General features: G+C 60.8%; 17 protein-coding genes. 8 read left to right on the top strand and 9 right to left on the bottom strand.

Translation table 11 applies throughout. From position 1 onward, the window contains the following. Window positions 1-28 precede the first annotated feature (28 nt). Entirely contained in the window at window positions 29-943 is a 915-nt protein-coding gene (locus BACI349Y_RS04990) for a DMT family transporter (RefSeq protein ID WP_159631007.1), read from the top strand. A gap of 14 nt (window positions 944-957) precedes the next feature. On the opposite strand, the gene BACI349Y_RS04985 is transcribed toward BACI349Y_RS04990, so the two are convergent. Then, entirely contained in the window at window positions 958-1,470 is a 513-nt protein-coding gene (locus BACI349Y_RS04985; protein ID WP_159631005.1) for a hemerythrin domain-containing protein, read from the bottom strand. Between the two features lie 183 nt (window positions 1,471-1,653). Here BACI349Y_RS04985 and BACI349Y_RS04980 point away from each other — a divergent pair, with 183 nt between their 5' ends. Next, on the top strand, window positions 1,654-2,718 hold the full coding sequence (locus tag BACI349Y_RS04980; protein ID WP_159631003.1) for a sodium:calcium antiporter: 1,065 nt from the start codon (window positions 1,654-1,656) through the stop codon (window positions 2,716-2,718). Between the two features lie 19 nt (window positions 2,719-2,737). On the opposite strand, the gene BACI349Y_RS04975 is transcribed toward BACI349Y_RS04980, so the two are convergent. Together BACI349Y_RS04975 and BACI349Y_RS04970 are read right to left on the bottom strand one after the other, a co-directional pair. Further along, complete coding sequence (locus BACI349Y_RS04975; protein ID WP_159631001.1) at window positions 2,738-3,607, bottom strand: class II glutamine amidotransferase; 870 nt, start codon at window positions 3,605-3,607, stop codon at window positions 2,738-2,740. A gap of 19 nt (window positions 3,608-3,626) precedes the next feature. Next, entirely contained in the window at window positions 3,627-5,027 is a 1,401-nt protein-coding gene (locus BACI349Y_RS04970) for a glutamate decarboxylase (protein ID WP_159630999.1), read from the bottom strand. A gap of 263 nt (window positions 5,028-5,290) precedes the next feature. Between BACI349Y_RS04970 and BACI349Y_RS04965 the strand changes: the two genes are divergently transcribed. Next, complete coding sequence (locus BACI349Y_RS04965; protein ID WP_236560728.1) at window positions 5,291-6,421, top strand: acyltransferase family protein; 1,131 nt, start codon at window positions 5,291-5,293, stop codon at window positions 6,419-6,421. Between the two features lie 451 nt (window positions 6,422-6,872). Further along, window positions 6,873-7,208 carry a hypothetical protein gene (locus BACI349Y_RS04960; protein ID WP_236560727.1) on the top strand — a complete coding sequence of 112 codons (336 nt, stop codon included), beginning with the start codon at window positions 6,873-6,875 and terminating at the stop codon, window positions 7,206-7,208. On the opposite strand, the gene BACI349Y_RS04955 is transcribed toward BACI349Y_RS04960, so the two are convergent. Beyond that, complete coding sequence (locus BACI349Y_RS04955) at window positions 7,209-7,559, bottom strand: hypothetical protein (protein WP_159630995.1); 351 nt, start codon at window positions 7,557-7,559, stop codon at window positions 7,209-7,211. It abuts the gene before it with no gap. A 157-nt stretch (window positions 7,560-7,716) separates the two neighbouring features. Between BACI349Y_RS04955 and BACI349Y_RS04950 the strand changes: the two genes are divergently transcribed. Next, window positions 7,717-8,457: a hypothetical protein gene (locus BACI349Y_RS04950; protein ID WP_159630993.1), complete on the top strand. Its 741-nt coding sequence runs from the start codon at window positions 7,717-7,719 to the stop codon at window positions 8,455-8,457. A 69-nt stretch (window positions 8,458-8,526) separates the two neighbouring features. Here BACI349Y_RS04950 and BACI349Y_RS04945 read toward each other — a convergent pair whose 3' ends face one another. Beyond that, window positions 8,527-8,910, bottom strand: a complete 384-nt coding sequence (locus BACI349Y_RS04945) for a protein NO VEIN domain-containing protein (protein ID WP_159630991.1) — start codon at window positions 8,908-8,910, stop codon at window positions 8,527-8,529. 495 nt (window positions 8,911-9,405) lie between these two features. Between BACI349Y_RS04945 and BACI349Y_RS04940 the strand changes: the two genes are divergently transcribed. Next, window positions 9,406-9,606, top strand: a complete 201-nt coding sequence (locus BACI349Y_RS04940) for a hypothetical protein (protein ID WP_159630989.1) — start codon at window positions 9,406-9,408, stop codon at window positions 9,604-9,606. Between the two features lie 1,821 nt (window positions 9,607-11,427). Here BACI349Y_RS04940 and BACI349Y_RS04935 read toward each other — a convergent pair. The 3 genes from BACI349Y_RS04935 to BACI349Y_RS04925 form a co-directional block, all read right to left on the bottom strand. Then, window positions 11,428-13,581, bottom strand: coding sequence for an acyltransferase family protein (locus tag BACI349Y_RS04935; protein WP_159630987.1), 2,154 nt, complete (start codon window positions 13,579-13,581; stop codon window positions 11,428-11,430). Between the two features lie 802 nt (window positions 13,582-14,383). Beyond that, window positions 14,384-15,340, bottom strand: a complete 957-nt coding sequence (locus BACI349Y_RS04930; protein ID WP_236560726.1) for a MinD/ParA family ATP-binding protein — start codon at window positions 15,338-15,340, stop codon at window positions 14,384-14,386. Window positions 15,341-16,373: 1,033 nt separating this feature from the next. Then, window positions 16,374-17,201: an MBL fold metallo-hydrolase gene (locus tag BACI349Y_RS04925; RefSeq protein ID WP_159630983.1), complete on the bottom strand. Its 828-nt coding sequence runs from the start codon at window positions 17,199-17,201 to the stop codon at window positions 16,374-16,376. Window positions 17,202-17,566: 365 nt separating this feature from the next. Here BACI349Y_RS04925 and galE point away from each other — a divergent pair, with 365 nt between their 5' ends. Next, complete coding sequence (gene galE, locus BACI349Y_RS04920) at window positions 17,567-18,577, top strand: UDP-glucose 4-epimerase GalE (RefSeq protein WP_159630981.1); 1,011 nt, start codon at window positions 17,567-17,569, stop codon at window positions 18,575-18,577. Window positions 18,578-18,611: 34 nt separating this feature from the next. Here galE and BACI349Y_RS04915 read toward each other — a convergent pair whose 3' ends face one another. Further along, on the bottom strand, window positions 18,612-19,481 hold the full coding sequence (locus BACI349Y_RS04915; protein WP_159630979.1) for a glycosyltransferase family 2 protein: 870 nt from the start codon (window positions 19,479-19,481) through the stop codon (window positions 18,612-18,614). Between BACI349Y_RS04915 and BACI349Y_RS04910 the strand changes: the two genes are divergently transcribed. Beyond that, complete coding sequence (locus BACI349Y_RS04910) at window positions 19,436-21,394, top strand: polysaccharide biosynthesis tyrosine autokinase (protein WP_328699840.1); 1,959 nt, start codon at window positions 19,436-19,438, stop codon at window positions 21,392-21,394. The two genes, BACI349Y_RS04915 and BACI349Y_RS04910, sit on opposite strands and share 46 nt — an antisense overlap. The last annotated feature ends 18 nt before the right edge of the window (window positions 21,395-21,412 follow it).

Here is a 21,412-nt window from a genome sequence, read left to right as displayed (position 1 = left end):
CCGGTCCCGCAGGGGGTAAGGTCTGACCATGATCCAGGCTGCGGCCGTGTCCGCGCTGACGTCCTACCACTGGCTCGGGATTCCCATCGCCGCCGCCGGCGCCGTCCTGCTTGCCCTGGGGACGCTGTTCCAGCACCGCGCCGTGGAAAACCAGCCGGCGGCATCCGGACGCGCGGCAGGCAGTATGGGCGGCGGACGCCTCCAGGCGCTGGTCCGGAAACCAGCATGGCTGGCAGGGACGGCGATGCTGGGCGCCGCGATCCTGCTCCAGCTGACCAGCCTCCGGTTCTCGCCCCTGATCGTGGTGCAGCCCATCGGTGCCGTGGCACTGGTGGTGACCACGCTGGCCACCGCCCGGATGACCCGCAGGTCCCCCGGGCGCCGGGCGCTCACCGCCGTCGCCCTCTGCGTTGGCGGGGTGGGGGTCTTCGTTGCCGTGGCAGCGCTGTCCGCGGAGGACGTGGAGATCAGCGACCGGCACCTGGTGACCATCCTGATCGTCCTCGCCGTCGTCCTGGTGTGCGTCGCCGTGGCCTATCTCTTGTGGCGGCACAGCTCGCACGCCGTGGTTTTCACCGCCGGCGCCGGGATCCTGTTCGGGTTCGTCGCGGCACTGGCCAAGACCGTGATCGCCCGGCTGTTCCAGGGCGACTTCGAATGGCTCTCCCTGACCTGCCTGGCGGGGCTGGTCATTGCCGGGCTGGCCGGCAGCTTCCTGGTCCAGAACGCCCACACCCGGGGCACGCCCGAGCTGGTGGTGGCCGGTCTGACCGTCATCGATCCACTCGTCGCCGTCGCCATCGGCATCACCATCCTGGGCGAGGCCGACGCAGCCCCGCCGCTGGCGATCGTCCTGTTCCTTCTGTCGGGGGCCACCGCCGTCGCCGGTGTCCTGCTGCTGGCCACCGTCAAAACAGCTGTCGAACCAAGAATCATGCGGTAACACCACCCAGGGTTTTATTCGTGCTCGCGGACGTATTCCTCGGGGCTTACATCCTGCGATTCAATTCCGCCCGCATGTTGTGACTCGAAAATGCTGAAGGCCAGGCCCAAGCGGTGCCGCAGCTCCAGCGACGCGTGCTGCCGGAAATCGGTCAGGCCTTCACGTTCCTCCTCTGCCATGTGGTCGCCGTTGGCTTCATTGGCCTTCGCCACCGCCGCCCACCACTCCGGTGTACCCGTCGGGTGCTTGGAAACGTCAGCGATGGCGTCCCGGATTTCGTTGTGGTCGTGAATGGCATCGGTGGTTTCGTCCTCGGCGGAGTCTTTTCCGCCTGCGCCCTTCCCCAGTTCCAGCAGTTCCGGGTAGAAGAGCTCCTCTTCTGCCTTGGCATGGACTTCCAGCAGGATGCGCATCCGCTTCCACACCGCTTCCAGGTCCGGCTGTTCGCAGTTGTGCATTTCATCGAGCAGGGCGAACAGGCGGCGTTGCTCGTGGTGGTCATTCAAAATCACTTCAACGATGTCCATGGGGGTCCTTTCGCAGGGCAGGTACGCAACAACCCTTACCCCCAACGAGCCCCTATGCCACTACCTGCCACCCGTCGGAACAGGATTCCCAGCGCATTCCCAGCAAACAACCACGGATGCGGGCTGGCCGGTGGGTACGTCTTCGCTGGGACGCTGATGGGAACCACGCAGGGAGGACGAGACATGGAAGCACTGCCCCTGGCGGTACTGCTCGTGATTTTCGCCGGTGCCGCGGCGGTGATCTGGGTGGCCGGCATCCAGCTGTCGAAACAGACGGATGTCCTTGATGACCGGCTCCGCCTTGGTTCGGCGCTGGGCGGGCTGATCCTGCTGGCTATCGCCACCAACCTGCCGGAGATCGCCATCACCGTCAGCGCTGCCCTGTCCAACAACATCGGAGTGGCGGTAGGGAACATTTTGGGTGGTATCGCCATCCAGACTGTGGTGCTGGTGATCCTGGACGTGTTTGGCACCAGGGGCACCGATCCGCTCAGCTACAAGGCGGCCTCCCTGACCCTGGTCATCGAAGCCGTTACGGTCATCGCTGTCCTGGGCGTGGTGATCGCCGGCAGCCAGATGCCGGGCTCGCTGGTGGCCTTCCGCCTGACTCCTGCCGCGGTGCTGATCGCCGTGATCTGGATCCTGGGGCTGGTCCTGGTCCAACGCTCCCAAAAGGGGCTGCCCTGGCACCAGCAGGGCGACGCCCCCGGCGGGCAGGACCAGCCCAAGGGCCACTCCAAGAAGAAGTCCGCGGACAAGAGCCGGCACATCAGCACGGCTAAGTCAGCCCTGATCTTCACTGTGGCGGCGCTGGCAACCCTGGGCGCCGGCGTCGTCCTTGAGCGCAGCGGCGATGCCATCGCCGGGCATATCGGTCTATCCGGCGTCCTGTTCGGCGCCACCTTCCTGGCCCTGGCCACGTCCCTGCCCGAGATCTCCACCGGCCTGGCATCCGTGAAGCAGGGCGACTACAAGCTGGCCTTCAGCGACATCTTCGGCGGCAACGCGTTCCTCCCGGTCCTGTTCCTGGTGGCGGTCCTCATCACCGGCAAACCGGTCCTGCCCCAGGCCCAGGCGACGGACATCTACCTCACCGCCCTGGCGATCCTGCTGACCCTGACCTATCTGCTGGGCCTGCTGTTCCGCCCGAAAAAGAAGCACCTGGGCATGGGCATGGACTCACTGGTGGTCCTGGTCCTGTACCTCGTGGGCGTTGCCGGTCTGTTCGCCGTCGCAACCATGTCCTGACCGCCCCAGGCGCACCCCGTCAGGACGTTTGCGACGCCGCCGCGGACGGATCCAGGTCGGCGAGCGTGAGCGGGTGGGCAGGTTGGTCCGGGAACGGGAAGGTGCAGGTCAACCCCAGGTCCGGACCAACGTGCACCAGCTCCCCCGGCGCCAAGGGACGCCAGCCGGGATTGTGGTCCATGGGTTCGGTGGCAAAGAGCACGGACCTGGCCCCGGAGAGTTCGGTGCTTCGCGAGTGGATCCGGTGGCTCCGTGCGTCCAGCGGGGCCGCCGGGGCCGGCTCCGCGGACGGGTCGCGTTCCAGGATGAACAGCGGGTGGGTTGCCGGGTAGCGGAGCGCCCAGAGATCGGTGGCCGTGGTGACGATCAGGTTCAGGGCCAGGACGGGCAGCTCGACGGCGATCCAGCCCCCAGCGCGCACAATGCCTTCTGTCACGTCCCCGCCGGCGCGCCGGGTCTCAGCGGTGATCAGGGCGAAGAGCCGTTCGCTGTCGGTCTGGCCCTGCACCAGCCCCGCCACCCCCAGGCCAGCCAGCCGCGCGTCGAGCCGGTCCAGCCCGTGGAAGGCGCCGTTGTGGGCGAACAGCCGCCCGTCCTGCTCGAACGGGTGCGTGTTCACCAGGGTGTGTGCGCCCGTGCTGGCGTACCGGACGTGGGCCAGGAAGGTGGTGCTCACCAGCTGCCGGGCCTCCCGGGCAAAGGCGTGGTCCTCCCATGCGGCGAGCGGCCGTTTGCTGACCCGCGCGCCGCCGTCGGCCTCAAACGTGCCGATCCCCGCACCGTCGGGCTCCCTCCTGCTTTGCTCGGACAGGCTGTCCGGGGCGTCCAGCAGCCAGAAGGTGGCGTGGACGGGCCGGGACCCGGCGTGAAGCCCGAACAAACGGCACATGGACGCTCCTTGGACCAAGCTAGTGGTGGAATGCTTCCTTCTGCTGCTCCGTGGGCATGGGACCCGTCAGCGCGTCCAGGTAGTCCACTTCCTTATGGAGGTCGGCCAGGAAGCTGCCTGCAAGGTCCCGGGTGAAGCCGTTCCGGACCACGATCCGCTGTACCGTGATGCCATCGAGCCCGTCGGGCAGCGGGTAGGCCGGGACCAGCCAGCCGTTCATGCGCAGGCGCTCGGAGAGGTGGTGCAGGTTCCAGTTCTTGGTGTGGCCGTCGGTGAGCTGCCAGGCGAAGACGGGGATGTCGGACCCGTCGCTCCAGAGGGTGAAGGCGTCCATGGCGCCGATCTCGTGGGACAGGTACCGGGCCACGTCGCGGCAGCTGGCCTGCACGGACCGGTAGCCGGCAAAGCCCAGCCGGAGGAACAGGTAGTACTGCAGCAGCACCTGCGCGCCGGGCCGGGAAAAGTTCAGGGCGAAGGTGGGCATGTCCCCGCCCAGGTAGCTGACGTGGAACACCAGGTCCCCGGGCAGTGCGTCAGCGTCCCGCCACACGATCCAGCCCAGGCCGGGGTACACCAGCCCGTATTTGTGGCCGGAGGTGTTGATGGAGGCAACCCTGGGGAGCCGGAAGTCCCACACCAGTTCCGACTGCAGGAACGGCGCCACCATGGCCCCGGACGCGCCGTCCACATGGATGGGGATGTCCAGGCCGGTGCCCGCCTGGATGGCGTCCAGCGCCGCGGAGATCCGTTCCACGGGTTCGTAGGCGCCGGTGTAGGTGACGCCCATGATGGCCACCACGCCGATGGTGTTTTCGTCGACGTACCGTTCCAGGTCGTGGCCGTCCAGCGTGGGGTGGTCGGCGGACACGGGCACGTAGCGGGCTTCCACCTCGAAGTAGTTGCAGAACTTCTCCCAGCACACCTGCACGGCGGAGCTGAGGACAATGTTGGGTGAGTCGGTGGGCTGCTTGGCGGCACGACGGCGGTGTTGCCACCGGCGTTTGAGCGCCAGGCCACCGAGCATGCACGCCTCGGAGGACCCCACCGTTGAGGTGCCGACGGCGGCGGCCGGGTCCGGGGCGTTCCACAGGTCCGCGAGCATGCGCCAGCAGCGGGTCTCGATCAGTGCGGTCTGCGGGTATTCGTCCTTGTCGATCATGTTTTTGTCGAACGTTTCGGCATAGAGCTGGGAGGCTTCCCGCTCCATCCAGGTGCCCACGAACGTGGCCAGGTTCAGGCGGGAGTTGCCGTCCAGCATCACCTCGTCGTGGACCACCTGGTACGCGGTGCCCGGCAGGGACTCCCCGTCCGGAATGGTGAAGCGGGGGAAGATGGTGGACTCCCCCGGCCGGCTGAAAAGGGGGTTTAGCTCAACGCTCGCCTCGGGCTCATGCCCTGCGCTCCGGTGTGACCTGGTCATGTCTGCTTCCTTCGCCCGCAGTCGTGGCAGGCTTGCGCTCGCCGTTGCAGATCCGCTGTTCCCAGCACTCCGTATTATTCATGCACGCGGGGAGAACGGCAGCAGGCACGGCGGTGATATGAATCCTGAATCCGCCGTTCGCGGCTTTAAGACTTTTGCTTGTTCTTACAACCGAAATGGGCTTGATAGCATCACTAGGCTCCAGTATCACAATTTTCCGCGAAAGTAGACCCATGCCGCGACTCCCGCAGTCCACGTCGGCCGTGCTGAACACAGCCCGGCCGAGGCTTCTCCTCCTCGACTGCCTGCGTCTCACGGCGGCCATGGGGGTGGTGCTCTACCACTACACAGCTTTCGCCGGCTCGGAATTCTGGGGTGTTCCTGCCAAGGAGGTGTTTCCGCGCCTGTCTGGAATCACTGCTTACGGGGCGCTGGGGGTCCAGCTTTTCTTCATCATCAGTGGATTCGTGATCCTCATGTCTGCTTACGGGCGGTCTGTAGGCCAATTTGCCGCTTCCCGCATCTCCAGGCTCTTCCCGGCCTATTGGACTGCCGTAATCCTGGCGGCAGTTCTGCTTCTCGTCATCAGCCCCGGGAACCTTAATACGGTGTCGTGGGCTGATGCCGCACTCAACCTCACCATGCTGCAGCAGGCCGTCAATGTCCCGTCCTTGGACGGGGTTTATTGGACCCTCTGGGTCGAGTTGCTGTTCTACGTGACCATTGCTCTCTTTCTCTGGCGCGGAATGACGGAGCGGAAACTACTCGCATTCATTTTTCTCTGGCCACTCCTTGGGATGCTCTCCATACAAGCGGACGCCGAAATGGTTCAGGCACTCCTCATCCCCGTTTATTCACCGCTTTTTGCCGTTGGCATGGGTATCTACCTGATCCATGCTTATGGACATAACCTGGTTCGTTGGCTGGCCGTCGCCGTCAACGTCCTGCTCTCCTGCCACCAGACATCGGTGGGTTTCCTCCCCGCCATGTCTCACAGCACAGGCCAGGACCTTTCGCTTGGGGTGATGTGGCTGGCGATCCTGGCCTTCGTCGCTATTGTGGCTCTGATCACCACCACCCCGCTGCGCCACCGCGGTTGGAAATGGATGAGCGTGGCCGGAGCGTTGACGTACCCCTTGTACCTGGTCCACGAGATGTGGGGCTGGTGGATCATCAGGACCGTGCATCACGCCCTCGGCCCTTGGCCTTCCGTTGCCCTCGCCGCGGCCTTCGCCGTCACGCTGGCGTGGCTAATCCACAGACTGATCGAGCGGCGCTTCGCATCACCGTTCAAGAAGGCCCTCAGCCGGGGACTCTCACCGGCACCTGTTCATCCCGATCGATCCCTGAGCGACGCAAACGCAACGCCGGTCATGAGCTCTTCCCTAAGCTGAAGGCCATGAACCCTCGCGCTGCGTTTCCCTTGGCGGTTGATGCGAGCTCCACGGAAGAGACCGGCGACTGACCGGTCCGGCGGAAAGTACAACGTGCCGCCGCCTCAACTTGGGGGGTTATGAGGCAGCGGCACTGCATCCACGGTACTCCCGGGCACACCCGATCAGCCGGGATCCGGCCGTCACGGCCGAAACCTTGACGAATTTTTTACGCCGGGGTTCCACGTCCGGCACTCCGCACTATTAGCGCGCTGGGACGGGCGGCAGCATGCACAGCGCCTGCACATGGCCGCCCTAAACCGGTGACAGGCAGGGCCCCGAGGCTTGGTGTATTCCCTCCAGCGGGAGGGCCAACATCTAAGGAGCCCCCATGAAAACAGCATGAAGTCAACGCTGGCCGGCCCTGGCCCTCGCGGCAGCGATCGGCGGCGGCGCCCTGGCAACCACGGCCTTGCCGGCGAATGCCGCCAGCACCGACTCCAGCCAGTCGGGCTCAACCCAGTCCACGGCACAGGCGCAGCCGCGCGACGAGTCGAAGGGCGGCCACCAGGCCAACGGCATCACGGAAACGCTGCTGACCGGTGACACGGCAACGAAGGTTACCGACGCCGCGCTGGTCGCCAACCCCGGCGCCACCATCCAGCGGGTGGAGAACGACGCCGAAGGCGCCGTGTACGATGCGCACATCATCACGGCGGACGGCACGCGCGCCACCGTCTACCTGGACGCTTCCTTCACCGTGACCTCCACGGAAGCGGGCGGTCCTGGCGGTGGAAGGAAGGGCTGACTAAACGCGTGCGGAACGCCGGATGATGATGATCCGGACGGCGACTCCCGCGATAACCATGAAGACTCCCAGGGCCATAAGGGTCCAGACAGGGACGGAATCGGCATCGATGTTCTTGTAGCAGACGGCCGCCGCCCCGATGCCGGCCTTCTGCAGGCCGATCAGTTCCGCCGCGTGGCTCTCCCGCAGCAGCGGGCTGCCGCAGAGGGGGCCCGATGGCTGGAGTCCGATGACGAAGCCGAGGATGTACACGTCCAATCCGGCAGCAACAATCCACATCCACATTCGCCGCCGCCACAGCCCTTGGTTCCCGGGAACAGCGGGCTTCGCGGGGGAATCGTGCATTGCCATGGTTCGAGCATAATCGGCACTCCAGACGGGCGGGTAAGGACCGGGTGAAAGTCAGAGCCTGCATTCAGCTTTTCCCCAGCCTGCGCTTTTACAGTGAACGCGTGCCGGTCCATGCAGTCGGGCCTGGGCGCACGCGCAAATTGTGGAAGGACACACCGTGGTGAAGCCATCAATCCCGTCAATGAAGACCCGCATCGGAGTCGGAGCGGCAGCTCTCCTGGCCGCCGGCGCCATGGCCGCGGCGGGCGTGGGTGCCGCGTCCGCATCACCGAGCACAACGGCGCCGGTTTCGGCCGCATCCACGTCCTCTGCTGCCACCGGCGGGGCAAAGGCGGCAAAGGGCGCCGGCGGACTGCAGGCCTTCCTGAGCCTGAACGCGGACAGCCCGCAGGCTGCCGGGGACCGTGCGGCGAAGGCAGCCGCAGCCCTGGCCAACCACCCGCAGCTGTTCGCCAAGCTGCCCGCGGCCCTGCAGGCGGACGTGACCACGCTGAAGGATGCCGCCCCGGCGGACCGGGTGAAGGACGCCTACAAGATCAAGACCACCGCCCTCTCCGGCGGGTACGGCGCCGAGATCCAGAAGCGTGCCGAGGCGCTCGAGAAGACTGCCACCGGCGTGGCCGGCCTGCGCGAGGAGCTGCGGACCGCGTTCAGCTCAGGCAACCCTGGCGCCGGGCTGCAGCAGGTGGCCGACCAGCTCATCAGCCACCCGAAGGTGTTCGCCAAGCTCCCCGCGAATCTTCAGGCTGACCTGACCACACTCAAGAACGCCGCCCCGGCAGACCTGGACGCGCAGGCGAACAAGATCAAGGACACGGCGCTGAACGGCGGCTACGGTGCCAAGGTGCAGAAGATGGCGGAAGCGCTGCAGAAGAAGGCTGCCACGCCCAGCACGTAGGGAGGCCGCACCGGGAAAGTTCGACGGCGGGTCCCCGGCTGAGGCCGGGGACCCGCCCACGTCGTGGCATTACTGCGGTGCAGCAGGAATCGTCCAGTCGTAGTCGCGGGGACGGAGATCGCGGTCGTCGGGTTCAAGGTCAATAACCCTGAATGTTCCTGCCTCTGAATCCACCACGCCGTCTATCAGGCGCATGCCGGACCACACGCCGATCCGGCACTGCCCGGGGTGCCGGCGGGCATGGTCCACCTCATTGCGGGTCAGGATGACTGAACGCCCTGCACTTTGGGTGCCCTTCGCTTCGAGGTAGATCTCCTCGGTTCCCCTGACGGCCACGGCATCGTATGGACGGTTCAGCCGGGTATCAGTAACCATCCAGCTGCGCTCCCGGTAATAACGCATCAGGCGGTCCTGCGCCGCGTTCTCGATCGCTAGCCGTGTGGCGGTGTCCATTTGCAGACCTTGGCCGCCGGCGTCGGGCCGGTCCCAAAAATCCCGGCGATCTTCGTCCCCAATCCCGTCAGCCTAGTGTTAGCACAGGGGTACATTTATGACTTCCGCGCCCAGAGTTCCTATTTTCACGGTGTCACAAGCCTCCCCTTGACGCGTGCAGTGTGTCGTGGGTTACCGTGCCGACCGGCTCGGCTGGATCGCGACGAGCCTGGGGGTGCCCGCAGAGATGCTTTGCGTCCTGGCCCGCTTAGTCTAGGTGACGTGCCGGCGCCGGCCACGCGGTGAGGGTGCTGCTCCTTTCATGGGTTCGGAGACCGGATCCCGGATTAACGAGCAACTGACCCCCGACACCAACTCGACGCCTCCAGCGACATGATCCCCATCCATGTTAAGAACCGCGCCCGGAGATAGGATGCAGGGGGGCGGGCCGACTCGGTGCTTAGCCGCGGCCGCCGCTGCAAGTCACCGTAGAAAGTTGGTTTCGACTACCTTCACGTGACTGTCGATGGCTGCAATCCCTGCCTGCGCGAGGTGCTGCCCGATAAAAAAATCCGACCTGCTTTGGGGTTCTTCACCCGAGCTGCAACCGCCATCGCGGGCAACGGCTCACGCCTCTGCGAAGTCAGGACGGACAACGCGTTCGCCTACAGATCCTACGGCGACTTCCTGGAGGCACTGGGTGACCTGGGCGCTTAAGCTCATCAGGATCAAGCACCGACATCCCTGGCAGAAACGGCAAAGCAAAACGCTCGAACCGCACCCTCCAAGAAGGCTGGGTACCGCCGCCCAAGCCCGCATGTGAAAGCCATTGCTACACCTCGATAACTACCACCGTTTAAGGGGAAGGCTCGAAGCAGGCCACCGGTCAGCAGCTGGTGCATCCTGGTCGGCCCATAGGTGTTGGGCGTCGCCTCCGCTGATCCGTCCATCCTTATCGTCGCGAGGTGGCCGCCATTTTGAAGAGCTCACGATAACTTGGGACCTCTAGCCCCTCTGGAAAATGGGTCTGTCTATAATTCCAGCTTTCCAGGCAAGCACGCGAACAGAATACCGGAGGCGGTGTCCGCCGAAGGGACATTCTGCAGAACCCACATCTTGGACGATGCCCGAGGACTCGAAGAACCTTTCGTAACATGGAGGAAGGCTATTCGAACGGCGCTTCTGCTTCACCAGTAATGACTACTCACATCTATGGAACTTACTACCTGACTTCGCGTTCAGTAGAGGCATCGAGTCCAGAAGCTTCTACATCTTGGCGTGATTAGCCGTCATGTTCGTGCCGATTACCAGCACGCGACCATGTCTATCATTCAACTTCGCGGAGGGAGCGCTGCATAAATGGCAAATAGGATCCACTAGCAGGGACACTGCGGTCAACTGGACGGTGGCCATCCCGGTCTTCGCTCGTGACGCCAGTTGACATGTTGTTTCCTCGTAGACTCCATCGTTCAGGGGGCAAACGCTCATGTCCCGAACCTTCACATCCCGGTTGATCGCAGAGACGCGGCACGCGTACCAGCCTAGAGGTAAAACCGGTGGCCGTGGACATATCGTACGCACTAACATTGCATCAGCCGCGTGCGGGAACCCCGATGCAGACTTCGTTGCGAACAACAAGACTGCGCGAACAACTCGGTCCTATATGACGGGGCGATTTCACCAATACCGCCTGCCGAACCTTGATTCAACTATGTGTCTTGGCTTTACGATATCGCGGTGGCAGACCCCTTAATCGGCTTTGTGGATTTCTACCGACGACTGGGGTCGACCCCCGTCGCCACCTTCACTGGCGCCGGGAAAAGGGACTTACCAGCATATACGAGAGCCACTACACCGAATAAGGTGCCCTGTGGACTGCAGACCAACTCTCAGCTAACGCCAGTCCTCGCTACTTGAGTACTATCAGCGGTCGGCGAAGACCTGTTCGTCGCACGCCTCGTAGCCTGCGCCGGGCCACCTAGTGGTGGCAGGGTGGCTATCTCGTCCCTGAAGGGCAACACCGCGTGGCTGAATGGCGCTCCCTATGAGCTCCAGCATGTGCATAAGGACGGTTTCACACCGGCTCACAGTGACGGCATTTAGAGCCTCGTTTTGATACGCCGTGCGGGCACGCCCGCCCATACCTCATTGATCCCCGTGGATTCAGTCAATACCGCGTTCGCGCCGACTATCGTTCCGCGCCCGACTGTGATTATGCCCCTGTTACAAATAACTTTCGCTCCAGCGCACAGCACAACGTCATCTTCGATTACCACGCCTCCTGCGGAAGATTGATGCCCGGGGACCCACGGATCACCCCGGCCGATCGTCACTCCGTGGAATATGGTCACGTTGTTGCCGATTATTGTTGAGGGATGGATGACCGATCCAAATCCGCGATGCAGTACCTTCAAGCCGTGGCCTACTTCGACCTCCGCGGGGAACTCAACGCCATAGAGAGCCAAAGCTTCTTTAGCGGCGCGCCCTAGGACAGGATGGCGGCGCAAAGCTACGAGCCGGGTAATGAGAGACATTGCTTCATTTCCCCTGCACTGCTGCCGCTAACAAAGGCGCAAGCTTCACCGAGTACTCAACTGTCAAGTGACCGCTGTCTACCCGCACCGGGGTTGTCCCCACAAACCCTGGGCACGACCCATTTAGACAGAACCAAGAGGATGTGTCGACATACGTCACATTGGGTCCACTGGCGACGCGGGCCTCAGCCGCGCTCAATGCCTGCCAATTTGTCGAAACCTTTGTCACGCAATCCGCGGGTGTTCCGAGCCTTGTGACGCACTCCTGCAGGTCACGCCCTTCGGGAGGGGAACTCAGAACCAAGATCCTGGGCGTGCTACTACGAATGTTCTCGATCGTCTTTGCAAGCCCCGCCGCTACCTCGTTTGCAGCCGTTGTGCCCTTGTTACCCGAGGCAAGTCTACTGAAAGTACTGTCTTGCGCCGACGCTAAAATTGTCAGGTCCGGTTTAGTAGCGGTTACCCGCTCCGTAGCCCAGTCCAGGTGTGCTGGGCATTCCGGGAAGGCTGCCCCGCCAGCCTTGGTCACCTTCACCGCGGCGGCGGGGCATTGGCCCATCGTGAGAGCTTGAACTTTGTATCCGAGTGGTTCGAGGGCGGCCCGGATGCCGGGAAGCCAAGCCACAGCAAAAGAGTCTCCGAGAACCGCAACAGTCTTCGACGCTCCAGCAGCACCGGTGGCACAAGATGCCAGATTGCTGTCGGAAACATTCATGCAGGCAGTCTCCGGTCGCTTCGACCACTTCTCGATGCCCAGGGAGTCAACCGGCGGTTTGAAGTCAGGAAAGGTTTGTGCTGCTAAAGCAGAAGAAATTTCCGACTGAACAGCATTTCGCGGCGAGGCCGCAACGGGTGAAGGCTCTCCACTCCCGGCAGCGGCCAACGGCTTAGCCACGATGTCACTGGCCGCCGGTTCAGACGGCAGGCTTTTGAGCATAGCTATACCGCATACAACGGCAGTCACCAATGCAAGCAGAACCAACCCCGCATATTGGAAGGAACGGCCATTCAAGGCTCCCCTCTTACGTGGACGCCGCTGAGCTTCTGGCAGCAACCACCCCGAGTAACGAACAGGTTGTTCCACGAGATGAAAAGTCGCCACAGATAGTACGACCATAGAGACGACTGCCGCCACAAAGTAAAGGGGCGTCTCGTGAGGTATAACGGCCTGAGCCAGGATAATGACGGGAAAGTGCCAAAGATACAAGGAGTACGAAATGTCTCCGACATACCCGGATACCCGGTTAGTGAGAGGCCACATATAGCGTTGGTCCCCTCCGGTGCCTGCGACGAGGACAAGCACTGTTGACAGGACAGGGACAGCGGCCCAAGGCGCGGGGAAGGGCATATTTGAGTCAATACTGAAGGCCGCCCAGATGATGCCAGCCACGCCGGCCCATGCAAGTAGCGGTCGCACGGCCACCGGAATCCGTCTGAAAGTTGTCGCAAAGACCGCGACTAGAGCGCCAACGCCGAGCTCCCAAGCCCGGGTGAAAGTGGAGAAGTAAGCAACAGTGGGGCTCAACACCGATTGTGACAAGGCCCAGATAAAGGACGAAACAACGAGGGCAAGCATCACAAAGCCGATAGCACGGTGAACGCCCTCGCGGTTCCACTGGCTGGAACGAGTAGCTACCCGGAAGATCAGCAGCATCAGCCATGGCCACACGAAATAGAACTGCTCTTCTACGGCTAGTGACCAGAAATGCTGCACCGGAGACACTACGCCCGAGGCCTGGAAGTAGTCAGTACCAACAGCAGCGAAGTGCCAGTTGGCCGAAAAGAAAAACGCCCAAACGGAGTCAATCGCGACCTGCTGCCCACGGCCCGCGTTTAGGAGCAGGAAGCTCACGCCGACGGTGGCGGCGAGAACGACAGTCGCACCTGGAACGATCCTCCGGATGCGACGACGATAGAAGGCGCTAAAGGAAATATCCCCGCTCTTTTCGTGCTCGCGCAGCAGTAAGCCTGTTATCAAAAAGCCTGAGATCACAAAGAACACGTCGACTCCGATAAAGCCGCCCGAAGGCCAATGCAATAGGTGATCTAGGATTACCGAGATTACGGCTAGAGCGCGTAGACCTTGAACGTCCTGGCGCTTGCGGTTGGGCGTCACCGACCGCTGGGCAGGACTTTGTAACAGCGTCGGTTGCGCCATGCTTCCCCCATTAATTTTGACTTGAGCGCAATTCTACCTGTTGGAACGGCGCTACTAATAAAGGACCGCGACTATTAGCGGCACACAGGGACCGTGATCGCCGGATACGCGGATGTGTGGCATAGACGCAACAAGAATCGAGGCTCATATCGGGAACGAAATGCGCGGCAAACCAGGCCAGGTTCACTCGAGCATAAGCAGACCTTCGTTCAAAGGTGAGCACGGCTGCGGACTAGCGGTAGATAAATCCGGCATAAATGCTGCACTCCGGAGTGACCGGACCCGAGGTTAGGGAAGCTGCATCATCATCGAACCTGCGTACAAGCTTGGTGGGTGCTCGCTGGCTATCAGAGTGCCGGCGAGAAAGCCTGCTCCCTCTTCCCCGGTCACCCCGGAAAGAAGACCGCGCACCGATTCCGGGGCCATCCACGATGGTCGCTGCCAGCCCGTGGGCTTATGCCGCACGCCGGACAGAAGACCGATCTCATGGGAGCTTGTGCAGATCAGCACCATGACCATGGCGCTGACTGCTGACCTGAGTTCTCTGTCAAGGCGCCGCGGCTACTATAGGTGCCACGCCCGATGCTGATAGGGCGCCCGCTGACCGAGTATCTCGGCAATATCCCCGATCTATTCAGGTCCATGCCCAGCCCGGAGAGAGCGCCCCCTGACTCGACGCGATACTAACCGCTTATGAATCACGGAGTTTACATAGCATCGAAAATTAGGGCCTAGAGTTTGCCCTTGCATGAGGGAGTATAGACGGTTCAATTGGGTCATGCCCCCGCTAAAAGCCTTAGGCTTACCGGTACCCGTCAACGATTGCGGCGGCGATTTCCCTGTACGCCCGTCGAGTCTCGGGTTTCAGCACGTCGAGGGTAACCAAGTCGCCGTCGGCAACCCCCCTGTCGTGTGGGACCGCGATCAATTCCCTGCAGATACCTGCCAAATGCTCTTCGATGGCGTCCTTGTCTACCCGAGAGGAAACTTCGTCCTTGTCTGTGATCACCACAATCGCATTACGGGCCAGGTCCTCGTACCCGTGGCTCGCAAGCCACTGCAGGGTACTGCGCGCCCGCTTGGCACCCGACACCGCGTAGCCAGCGGCAATCACCAGGTTGTCCGCCGACTGCAAGATCCCGCTCATCGCGTTGTGGGTCACGCCTGTGCCGCAGTCTGTCAGCGCGACGGAGTAGTAACTGGAGATCAGTTTTCGGATCCGGAGGTATTCCTCGGCCGTCAAGGAGTCCGAGACCTCCGGATCCTGTTCCCCCGCTATCAGGTGCAAACGGCCGGCATGATGCATGTACCGAGCCAGTGCTGTAAGGGAGTCGATAGATTCGATATTCTCCAGCAGGTCTGTAATGGTCCGCGGACTGGCCTGCTGATAGATGCCTTCGCCCAAAGCACGCTCTACCAGGTCCCCCGAGTCAGGATTGGCATCAATAGCGCAAGGAGCATCTCCCCGGTATGCGGCAAGGGTTAAGCCCACGCCAACAGTTGTGGAGGTCTTGCCGATTCCTCCCTTGAGGCTGAGGACCGCAGTGTTGTAGCTGCCTTGGAGCTGGCGCGAGATTCGACGGGCCAACTCATCCTCCTGACGCTGTTTAGGTCCAGGCCCCAAGTTCCAGGCCCCACCGGTCAGCTTGTAAAGGGCGCCACGTAAACCACCCTTGGGGCGCGGCCTCTGCTGCTTGACGAACAGGCCCGGCAAGCTAATGAAGTCCGGCATCGGGCCGTCAGCGATCTCGTCGGCCACAGTTGGCCGACTGCGGCGGAAGGCAGGTGGGTCGGACGGCGGCGATGCTTCTGGAGCAGACCCACCAGGGCGGTCGCCCGGAGCCGCGGCGGACCCGGACGGGACGGGTGCCCAGGTAGGCGCGGCCTCTGGTGGACTGACAGACTGGTGGTCCCGCGAGGGTGAACGGGAAGGCTTAATAGCGTCGGCTGCGGCAGCCGCGTCCCCCCAAGAGGAGCGGCGCGTCGCCAGCTTGTCGGCGTCGTTAGAACTAGACATATCGGGAGCAAAGGCTGGCATGGTTCCTGTCCTGGCATCCCCGACTGAGCCGTCCGCACGACGAAAGTCGCGGCGTCGGCGAAGTTGGGGCTGCCCTGCATCATCTGCTTGGGCACCTGCATTCTGATCCGCCGGATGTGGCATGTCTGTCCCTCCGGACGTTTTCGGCAAACGGTTCTGCGGCACTGGTTCTATCAGTAAGTCTAGGGGTGCGGCAGGACGACCTCCCCGCTAACCGATGGTTAGCGGGGAATGAGGGCGACTGAAACCACGACTCCAGTTAGCAACAGCAGGACGGCAAGGACGGTGTACGCCACCCATTTGGGGCGGTCTTTGTGAGGGTTGATGTCGACATACGGCATAGTTATTGCTGCTTGCCTCGGGAACCGGCGCGGACGGGGATCCGGAGTGCGCGGCGTTTGAGCCGAAGGATTTGGTACAAAACACTGAAAGGCACCAACAGCGTGCCCGCTAGAACACTTAGCGCGAGGGCGTAGTCAGACAAAGCCATGGTAGTCTCCATCGGTCATAAGCTTCCTTATTACACATGACCTAAGCACGTGACAAAGCTATTGACAAGTTGAGTCAATCTGGAGTTACAGGAGTGGCAGCATTGCTAACATAGTAGAACTGCAACAGCCGAGGCCGTGAAGAAGACCCGGAGAGCAGTCCTCTCTAAACCCCCAATTCTCAGCGTGGGCTCGGCTAGCACGCCCCTACTCCGCGCATGGAACAGACGAAATCCATTCCTAAAGATGGTACAAGGACACCAGCATTATGGAGCTTCCTCGGAATTCAGCTTGGTCTCTCGGAGTCGCTTGATCAACCAGCGCGATTGTTCAGGGCCGTAAGGCAGCACAGGAATAGCTTTGGTGGCGTCGTTGGGGGTCTCGCGGATGGACTGTCGGGCCTGACGCACAGCGGTCGTCATGGTGTCGGCCATCGTTCTCACGAATTGGTCGCTGCACGGCTTACCGTGTCCTGGTATCAGGAATTCGTAACGGTGGCGCAGCGCGGAAATATGCCGGAGAACGCCGGCCCACTCCTCAGGGTACGAGTCCTCGAAGGAGGGGTGGGCGCCCTGTTCCACGAGGTCTCCAACATAGAGAGTAGTTGGCGTGCCAATCAACAAGTCACCGTCCGTGTGCCCGCGGCCAAGGTAGAACAGAGTTGCCGCCAGGCCACCCAAATCGACCAGAACAGGCTGGTCCTTGACGATGGCGTTAGGCACTAAGAGTTCAACCTCGGCCCCGACTCCGGCGGACATCTCAGGTTCAATGGTTCCCACATACCGGCGCTGCAGGTCGCCGCGCTCGTCGATATCCTTGGCGCAGTTCTTGTGGGCCCAAAATTCAGTCACCCCAGCTTCCGCGAAAACGGCGTTACCAAAGAAATGGTCGTAGTGCGCGTGGGTGTTAACGACAACCAGGGGCAGGTCGGTTTTATCCTTAACTGCACTCAGGATCTCGCGTCCCTGGCGCGGACCACAGCCCGTATCAATCACCATCGCTCGCGCGGACCCCAGGATCAGGCCCGTATTCAGTCGGGACTCTTCAGTGATAAGTACGAAGTTGTTCGCGCCGACTTCGAGCCAATCCGACATTACTTTTCGCACCTCCGGCAAAGCACTCGTTTGATCATTGGCCTACATTGTAAGCATCGAAATGCCTTCACATCCCGCCGAAAGGATCTGAGTGGGGCATGCCCCCTCCCCCTCTCCTCCGACCGCTGTCAGCCGACAACAGTCGCAGGGGTCAGAGTAAGCCCCTGGCTGTGCGCAGAGCTAATCACGCATTTCCACCTCAATTCAACGAGACAGCCCCCCCCCCATAACACGTAGCATCACTAGGACTAGCGCGACTAGATCGCACGTCCTGACTCAAGGGGCGCGGTGCGTGCCCCTTGATCCTGTAGCTGTTGACCGAGACCTTTTACTCTTAGCGGTTGAGCTCGACATAAGGTAAGAGGATGAAGGTTTTAGTCACCGGGGGCGCCGGCTACATAGGATCGCACACCACCCTTACTCTTCTGGAGGCGGGTCACGAAGTGATGGTGTTTGACAACCTTACAAATTCCAGCGTGGAGTCGTTGCGGCGAGTGGGGGAGCTGAGTGGGAAAAAGATCCCATTCTACCGCGGCGACTTACTCGATGAGACCGCGATCGACTCCGTCTGCGCAGAGGGTGGAATAGATGCAGTCATCCATTTTGCAGGCCTGAAGGCTGTCGGCGAATCCGTCGCAAATCCGCTCAAGTACTACAGGAATAACGTCGCAGGAACGCTCAACCTTCTTGGGAGTATGGAAAGAGCTGGAATTCGGCAATTGGTATTCAGCTCCTCCGCCACCGTGTATGGCGCCTCTGAACGAGTACCTTTGTCCGAACAAACACCATTAGATGCGACAAATCCATACGGTCGGACAAAAGAACAGATAGAAGTTATCCTTTCGGATTTGTGCCATTCTGATCCTCAATGGGCCATCACTGCATTGCGCTATTTCAATCCCGCGGGCGCTCACTCGTCCGGTCGGATTGGGGAGGATCCGCAAGGCGTCCCCAACAATCTTGTTCCATTCGTTGCCCAAGTGGCCGTGGGCCGGCATGAGAAGGTCTTAATTCACGGCAGCGATTATCCAACCCCAGATGGCACAGGCGTCCGGGACTACATTCACGTAATGGACCTAGCGGACGGTCACCTCGCTGCCCTTCAACACATGCAGGACCGCACAGGGATGTTTCGCTGGAACCTAGGGACAGGATTTGGATCATCCGTCTTGGAGGTGATAGACGCCTTCAGCGCGGCGGCGGGTAAGCGTATCGCATTCGATTACGGGCCTCGCCGTCCTGGTGACGCTGCCATCAGTTACTCCGATGTATCCGCCGCTCAGCTAGGTCTTGGATGGGCGGCTAAGAGGAACCTCGCGCAAATGTGCGAGGACCATTGGCGGTGGCAGAAGTCAAATCCAACCGGATACAACTAAAAAGCTAAGTCGCTGCGTGCCCGTTTGCGGTTCGTCAGCGATCCTTCGGACCGAATCTGGACAGCACAGCTCTCGCGACCTTGCTTGTTCGTTGCCATAAAAAGCCTGGGAGCGACCGCTTACCGTGTTCTTTTGGCATTGGGACCACAAGCGCCCCGTCAATCACCATATGCTTTCCTGACGCTTTGGCGACTGACCTGTTAAATATCACGTGCTCACAAATGTTGGCGCTACTTCCTGGTTGTAAGTAGGATCCCAGGGCATAGTATTCGGGTAGATACAAACATAGCCCATTGAAGGCAGACAAACACAAGATATCGAAGTTAGCGGTAAGAGCGCGCTGTTCGCGGTAAATCACATTACGAAAAAACAGGTAGTACTTCAATGGATTTCTTTGAAAGCTCGTTATCTGAAGTTCAAGATTCCAGAATGAGCGATTATCGTCCTCAAAGGCAAGTAGGTCGTAATAAGTTGGACGCGAGGTGGCAGCAACAGCAAAAAACTGACCACCATCAAGTCGGCGCAGCGCTTCCGTAAACGATTCCTGATCGAGATGCTCTAAAAAAGGCTCGTCGATGTCTAGAACGCAGATAGAACGAGTAGACACTGGCATCCCTCTAGCGTAATCGGCCAGCATTTGGCGGCCGAAAGCCATACGGTGGAGTCGTCCAACTACTTTTGACATTGCCGATGTGTCCACAACCGTTACAAGTCCCGTCAGACTTTCCGCCTTTTCAAGCAGTTGCCTGGTTCCGTCATGAGAGCCGTTCTCTCCCACCAGTGCCATGACGCGCATCCCTGAGCCCCGGAGCGCTTCTAAGCCTCGCACAAACCCCGGAATAGTAGCAGCACAGTTTTGTGCCAAAGCCAAAAACAAAACATCAAATTCAGTGTTGTCATCCACTGCAACAGTGTGCCACAACGGCGTTCACACAGTTCCCAGCACGCAACCGCGCCGGTACTGGGAAAGAGACGTCAGTGCAAGTTGGCTATTGTTGTCGAAGCGGCCAAAGTTATACCCGGAGACATGACGTGCGCCGACACAAGCACAGCGCTTTCAGACCAGACTCGCGTCCTGGTGGCCCGCCGCTCCCGACGAGCACAAGTCTCCCGGAGCAGCTTGAGAGCGTGGCTACGAGTACAACGACGGCCCCTGCTGCTCATGTCAGACACGCATTCCAGTGTGTCCCGACGCTCCCTGAAAATCGCTACAGCGAGGCAGGTATAATCAGTCTGACCGCGCACATACATTGCCGTTCTGAAGGCGTGCCGACTGGCGTGCCGTGCCAACCGACTCAGGGGGACCCCGGTTTGAACCTACAAGACTACGGGCACATAGTGCGACGCGGCTGGATAGTTATCGTTGCATCAACTATGGCCGGTCTACTTCTTGCTGGAGCCGCCTCCATAATCTCAAGACCCACTTACACATCTGAAACACAATTGTTTGTCGCGATCCAAAATTCTGGTTCCGTTCAGGAAATGCAACAGGGCAACACTTTCAGTCAGGCCCGCGTTCAGTCCTATGTCAAGACGGTAACCACGCCAGTGGTACTTGAACCGGTTGTCGAGTCATTGGGCTTGGACACCACAGCAGGCGCATTGGCCTCAAAGGTCCGGGCAAGTACTGATCTCAATACCGTATTGATCAACATCTCCGTTAGTGATTCCTCCCCTGTGCAAGCCGCGGCAATAGCACAGGCTGTGGCCAACAGTATGATAAAGGCCGTAGACCAACTCGAAAGGCCCAAATCGGGAGGGGACTCCCCCGTGAGCCTCTCGATAATCACTCCAGCGACTGTGCCATCCGCACCTTCCGCACCTAATACGCAGATCAACCTACTACTCGGTTCATTGTTTGGACTCGGAATCGGACTGGCGATCGCCGTTCTTAGGTCAACTCTGGACAGCCGGGTGCGGGGGGAACTCGACGTGCGATCAGTGACGGGGGCACCGATTCTCGGTGGAATTTCTTTTGATCAAACAGCCACTCGCAAGCCCCTCCTGACTCAAGTTCCATCCCAAAGCCCTCGCGCTGAATCATTCCGTCAACTCCGCACCAACCTGCAATTCGCCAATGTCACTCGCCAGGCCAGAACTGTTCTCATCACCTCGTCTTTGCCTGGCGAGGGGAAGAGCACTACTGCGACAAATTTGGCTATTGCGCTGGCACAGGCGGGGCAAACTGTGTGCCTGATCGACGCTGATCTCCGCCGGCCTATGGTGAATGAGTACCTAGGGCTGGACCGGAGCGTTGGATTGACGACGGCATTAGTCGGCTCCTCAGACATAAATGATCTCCTGCAGCCTTGGGGCGAAGAGAACCTCTACGTTCTCACTTCCGGACAAATTCCGCCGAATCCGAGCGAGCTTCTGGGATCGGAGGAGATGAAGCAGCTTATTCTCAGGCTCGAGAGCGTGTTTGATACGGTCGTTGTGGACGCTCCTCCGCTGCTTCCCGTCACAGACGCGGCGGTGCTCTCCCAGCACGTCGGAGGGGTCATCCTGGTTATCGGCGCACAGAAACTAAAACGTCAAGATCTCAACAAGTCTATTGATGCACTGAACTTGGTTGGTTCCAACCTCCTAGGTCTGGTCCTTAATTATCTTCCGGCGCGCGGACCCGACGCTTACTCGTATACATACTCCTATAGCTCCCACGACAGCAAGAATGATGCTGAGGTACACTTTTCCTCCCGTCACAGCCCCGCAGCCTCCCCGAGTACCGAAACGTTCGATGATTTTGAGAGAGTAATTTCGGAGCCGGCGGAAAAGCCGGCAGGAGTCTTTCCCTCTCGTAGGCTGGATTCCCACTAACAGATGAGTAAGCGAGAC

It is taken from the genome of Arthrobacter sp. 8AJ (assembly GCF_902506025.1).
Lineage (GTDB): Bacteria > Actinomycetota > Actinomycetes > Actinomycetales > Micrococcaceae > Arthrobacter.
This window is presented reverse-complemented; position numbering and strand designations above follow the sequence as displayed.

What these genes read in the sequence shown, in the direction of transcription:
- BACI349Y_RS04990 (WP_159631007.1), top strand. Translation starts at nt 29, where the DNA reads ATGATCCAGGCTGCGGCCGTGTCCGCGCTGACGTCCTACCACTGGCTC.
- BACI349Y_RS04985 (WP_159631005.1), bottom strand. Translation starts at nt 1,470, where the DNA reads ATGGACATCGTTGAAGTGATTTTGAATGACCACCACGAGCAACGCCGC.
- BACI349Y_RS04980 (WP_159631003.1), top strand. Translation starts at nt 1,654, where the DNA reads ATGGAAGCACTGCCCCTGGCGGTACTGCTCGTGATTTTCGCCGGTGCC.
- BACI349Y_RS04975 (WP_159631001.1), bottom strand. Translation starts at nt 3,607, where the DNA reads ATGTGCCGTTTGTTCGGGCTTCACGCCGGGTCCCGGCCCGTCCACGCC.
- BACI349Y_RS04970 (WP_159630999.1), bottom strand. Translation starts at nt 5,027, where the DNA reads ATGACCAGGTCACACCGGAGCGCAGGGCATGAGCCCGAGGCGAGCGTT.
- BACI349Y_RS04955 (WP_159630995.1), bottom strand. Translation starts at nt 7,559, where the DNA reads ATGGCAATGCACGATTCCCCCGCGAAGCCCGCTGTTCCCGGGAACCAA.
- BACI349Y_RS04945 (WP_159630991.1), bottom strand. Translation starts at nt 8,910, where the DNA reads ATGGACACCGCCACACGGCTAGCGATCGAGAACGCGGCGCAGGACCGC.
- BACI349Y_RS04935 (WP_159630987.1), bottom strand. Translation starts at nt 13,581, where the DNA reads ATGGCGCAACCGACGCTGTTACAAAGTCCTGCCCAGCGGTCGGTGACG.
- BACI349Y_RS04925 (WP_159630983.1), bottom strand. Translation starts at nt 17,201, where the DNA reads ATGTCGGATTGGCTCGAAGTCGGCGCGAACAACTTCGTACTTATCACT.
- galE (WP_159630981.1), top strand. Translation starts at nt 17,567, where the DNA reads ATGAAGGTTTTAGTCACCGGGGGCGCCGGCTACATAGGATCGCACACC.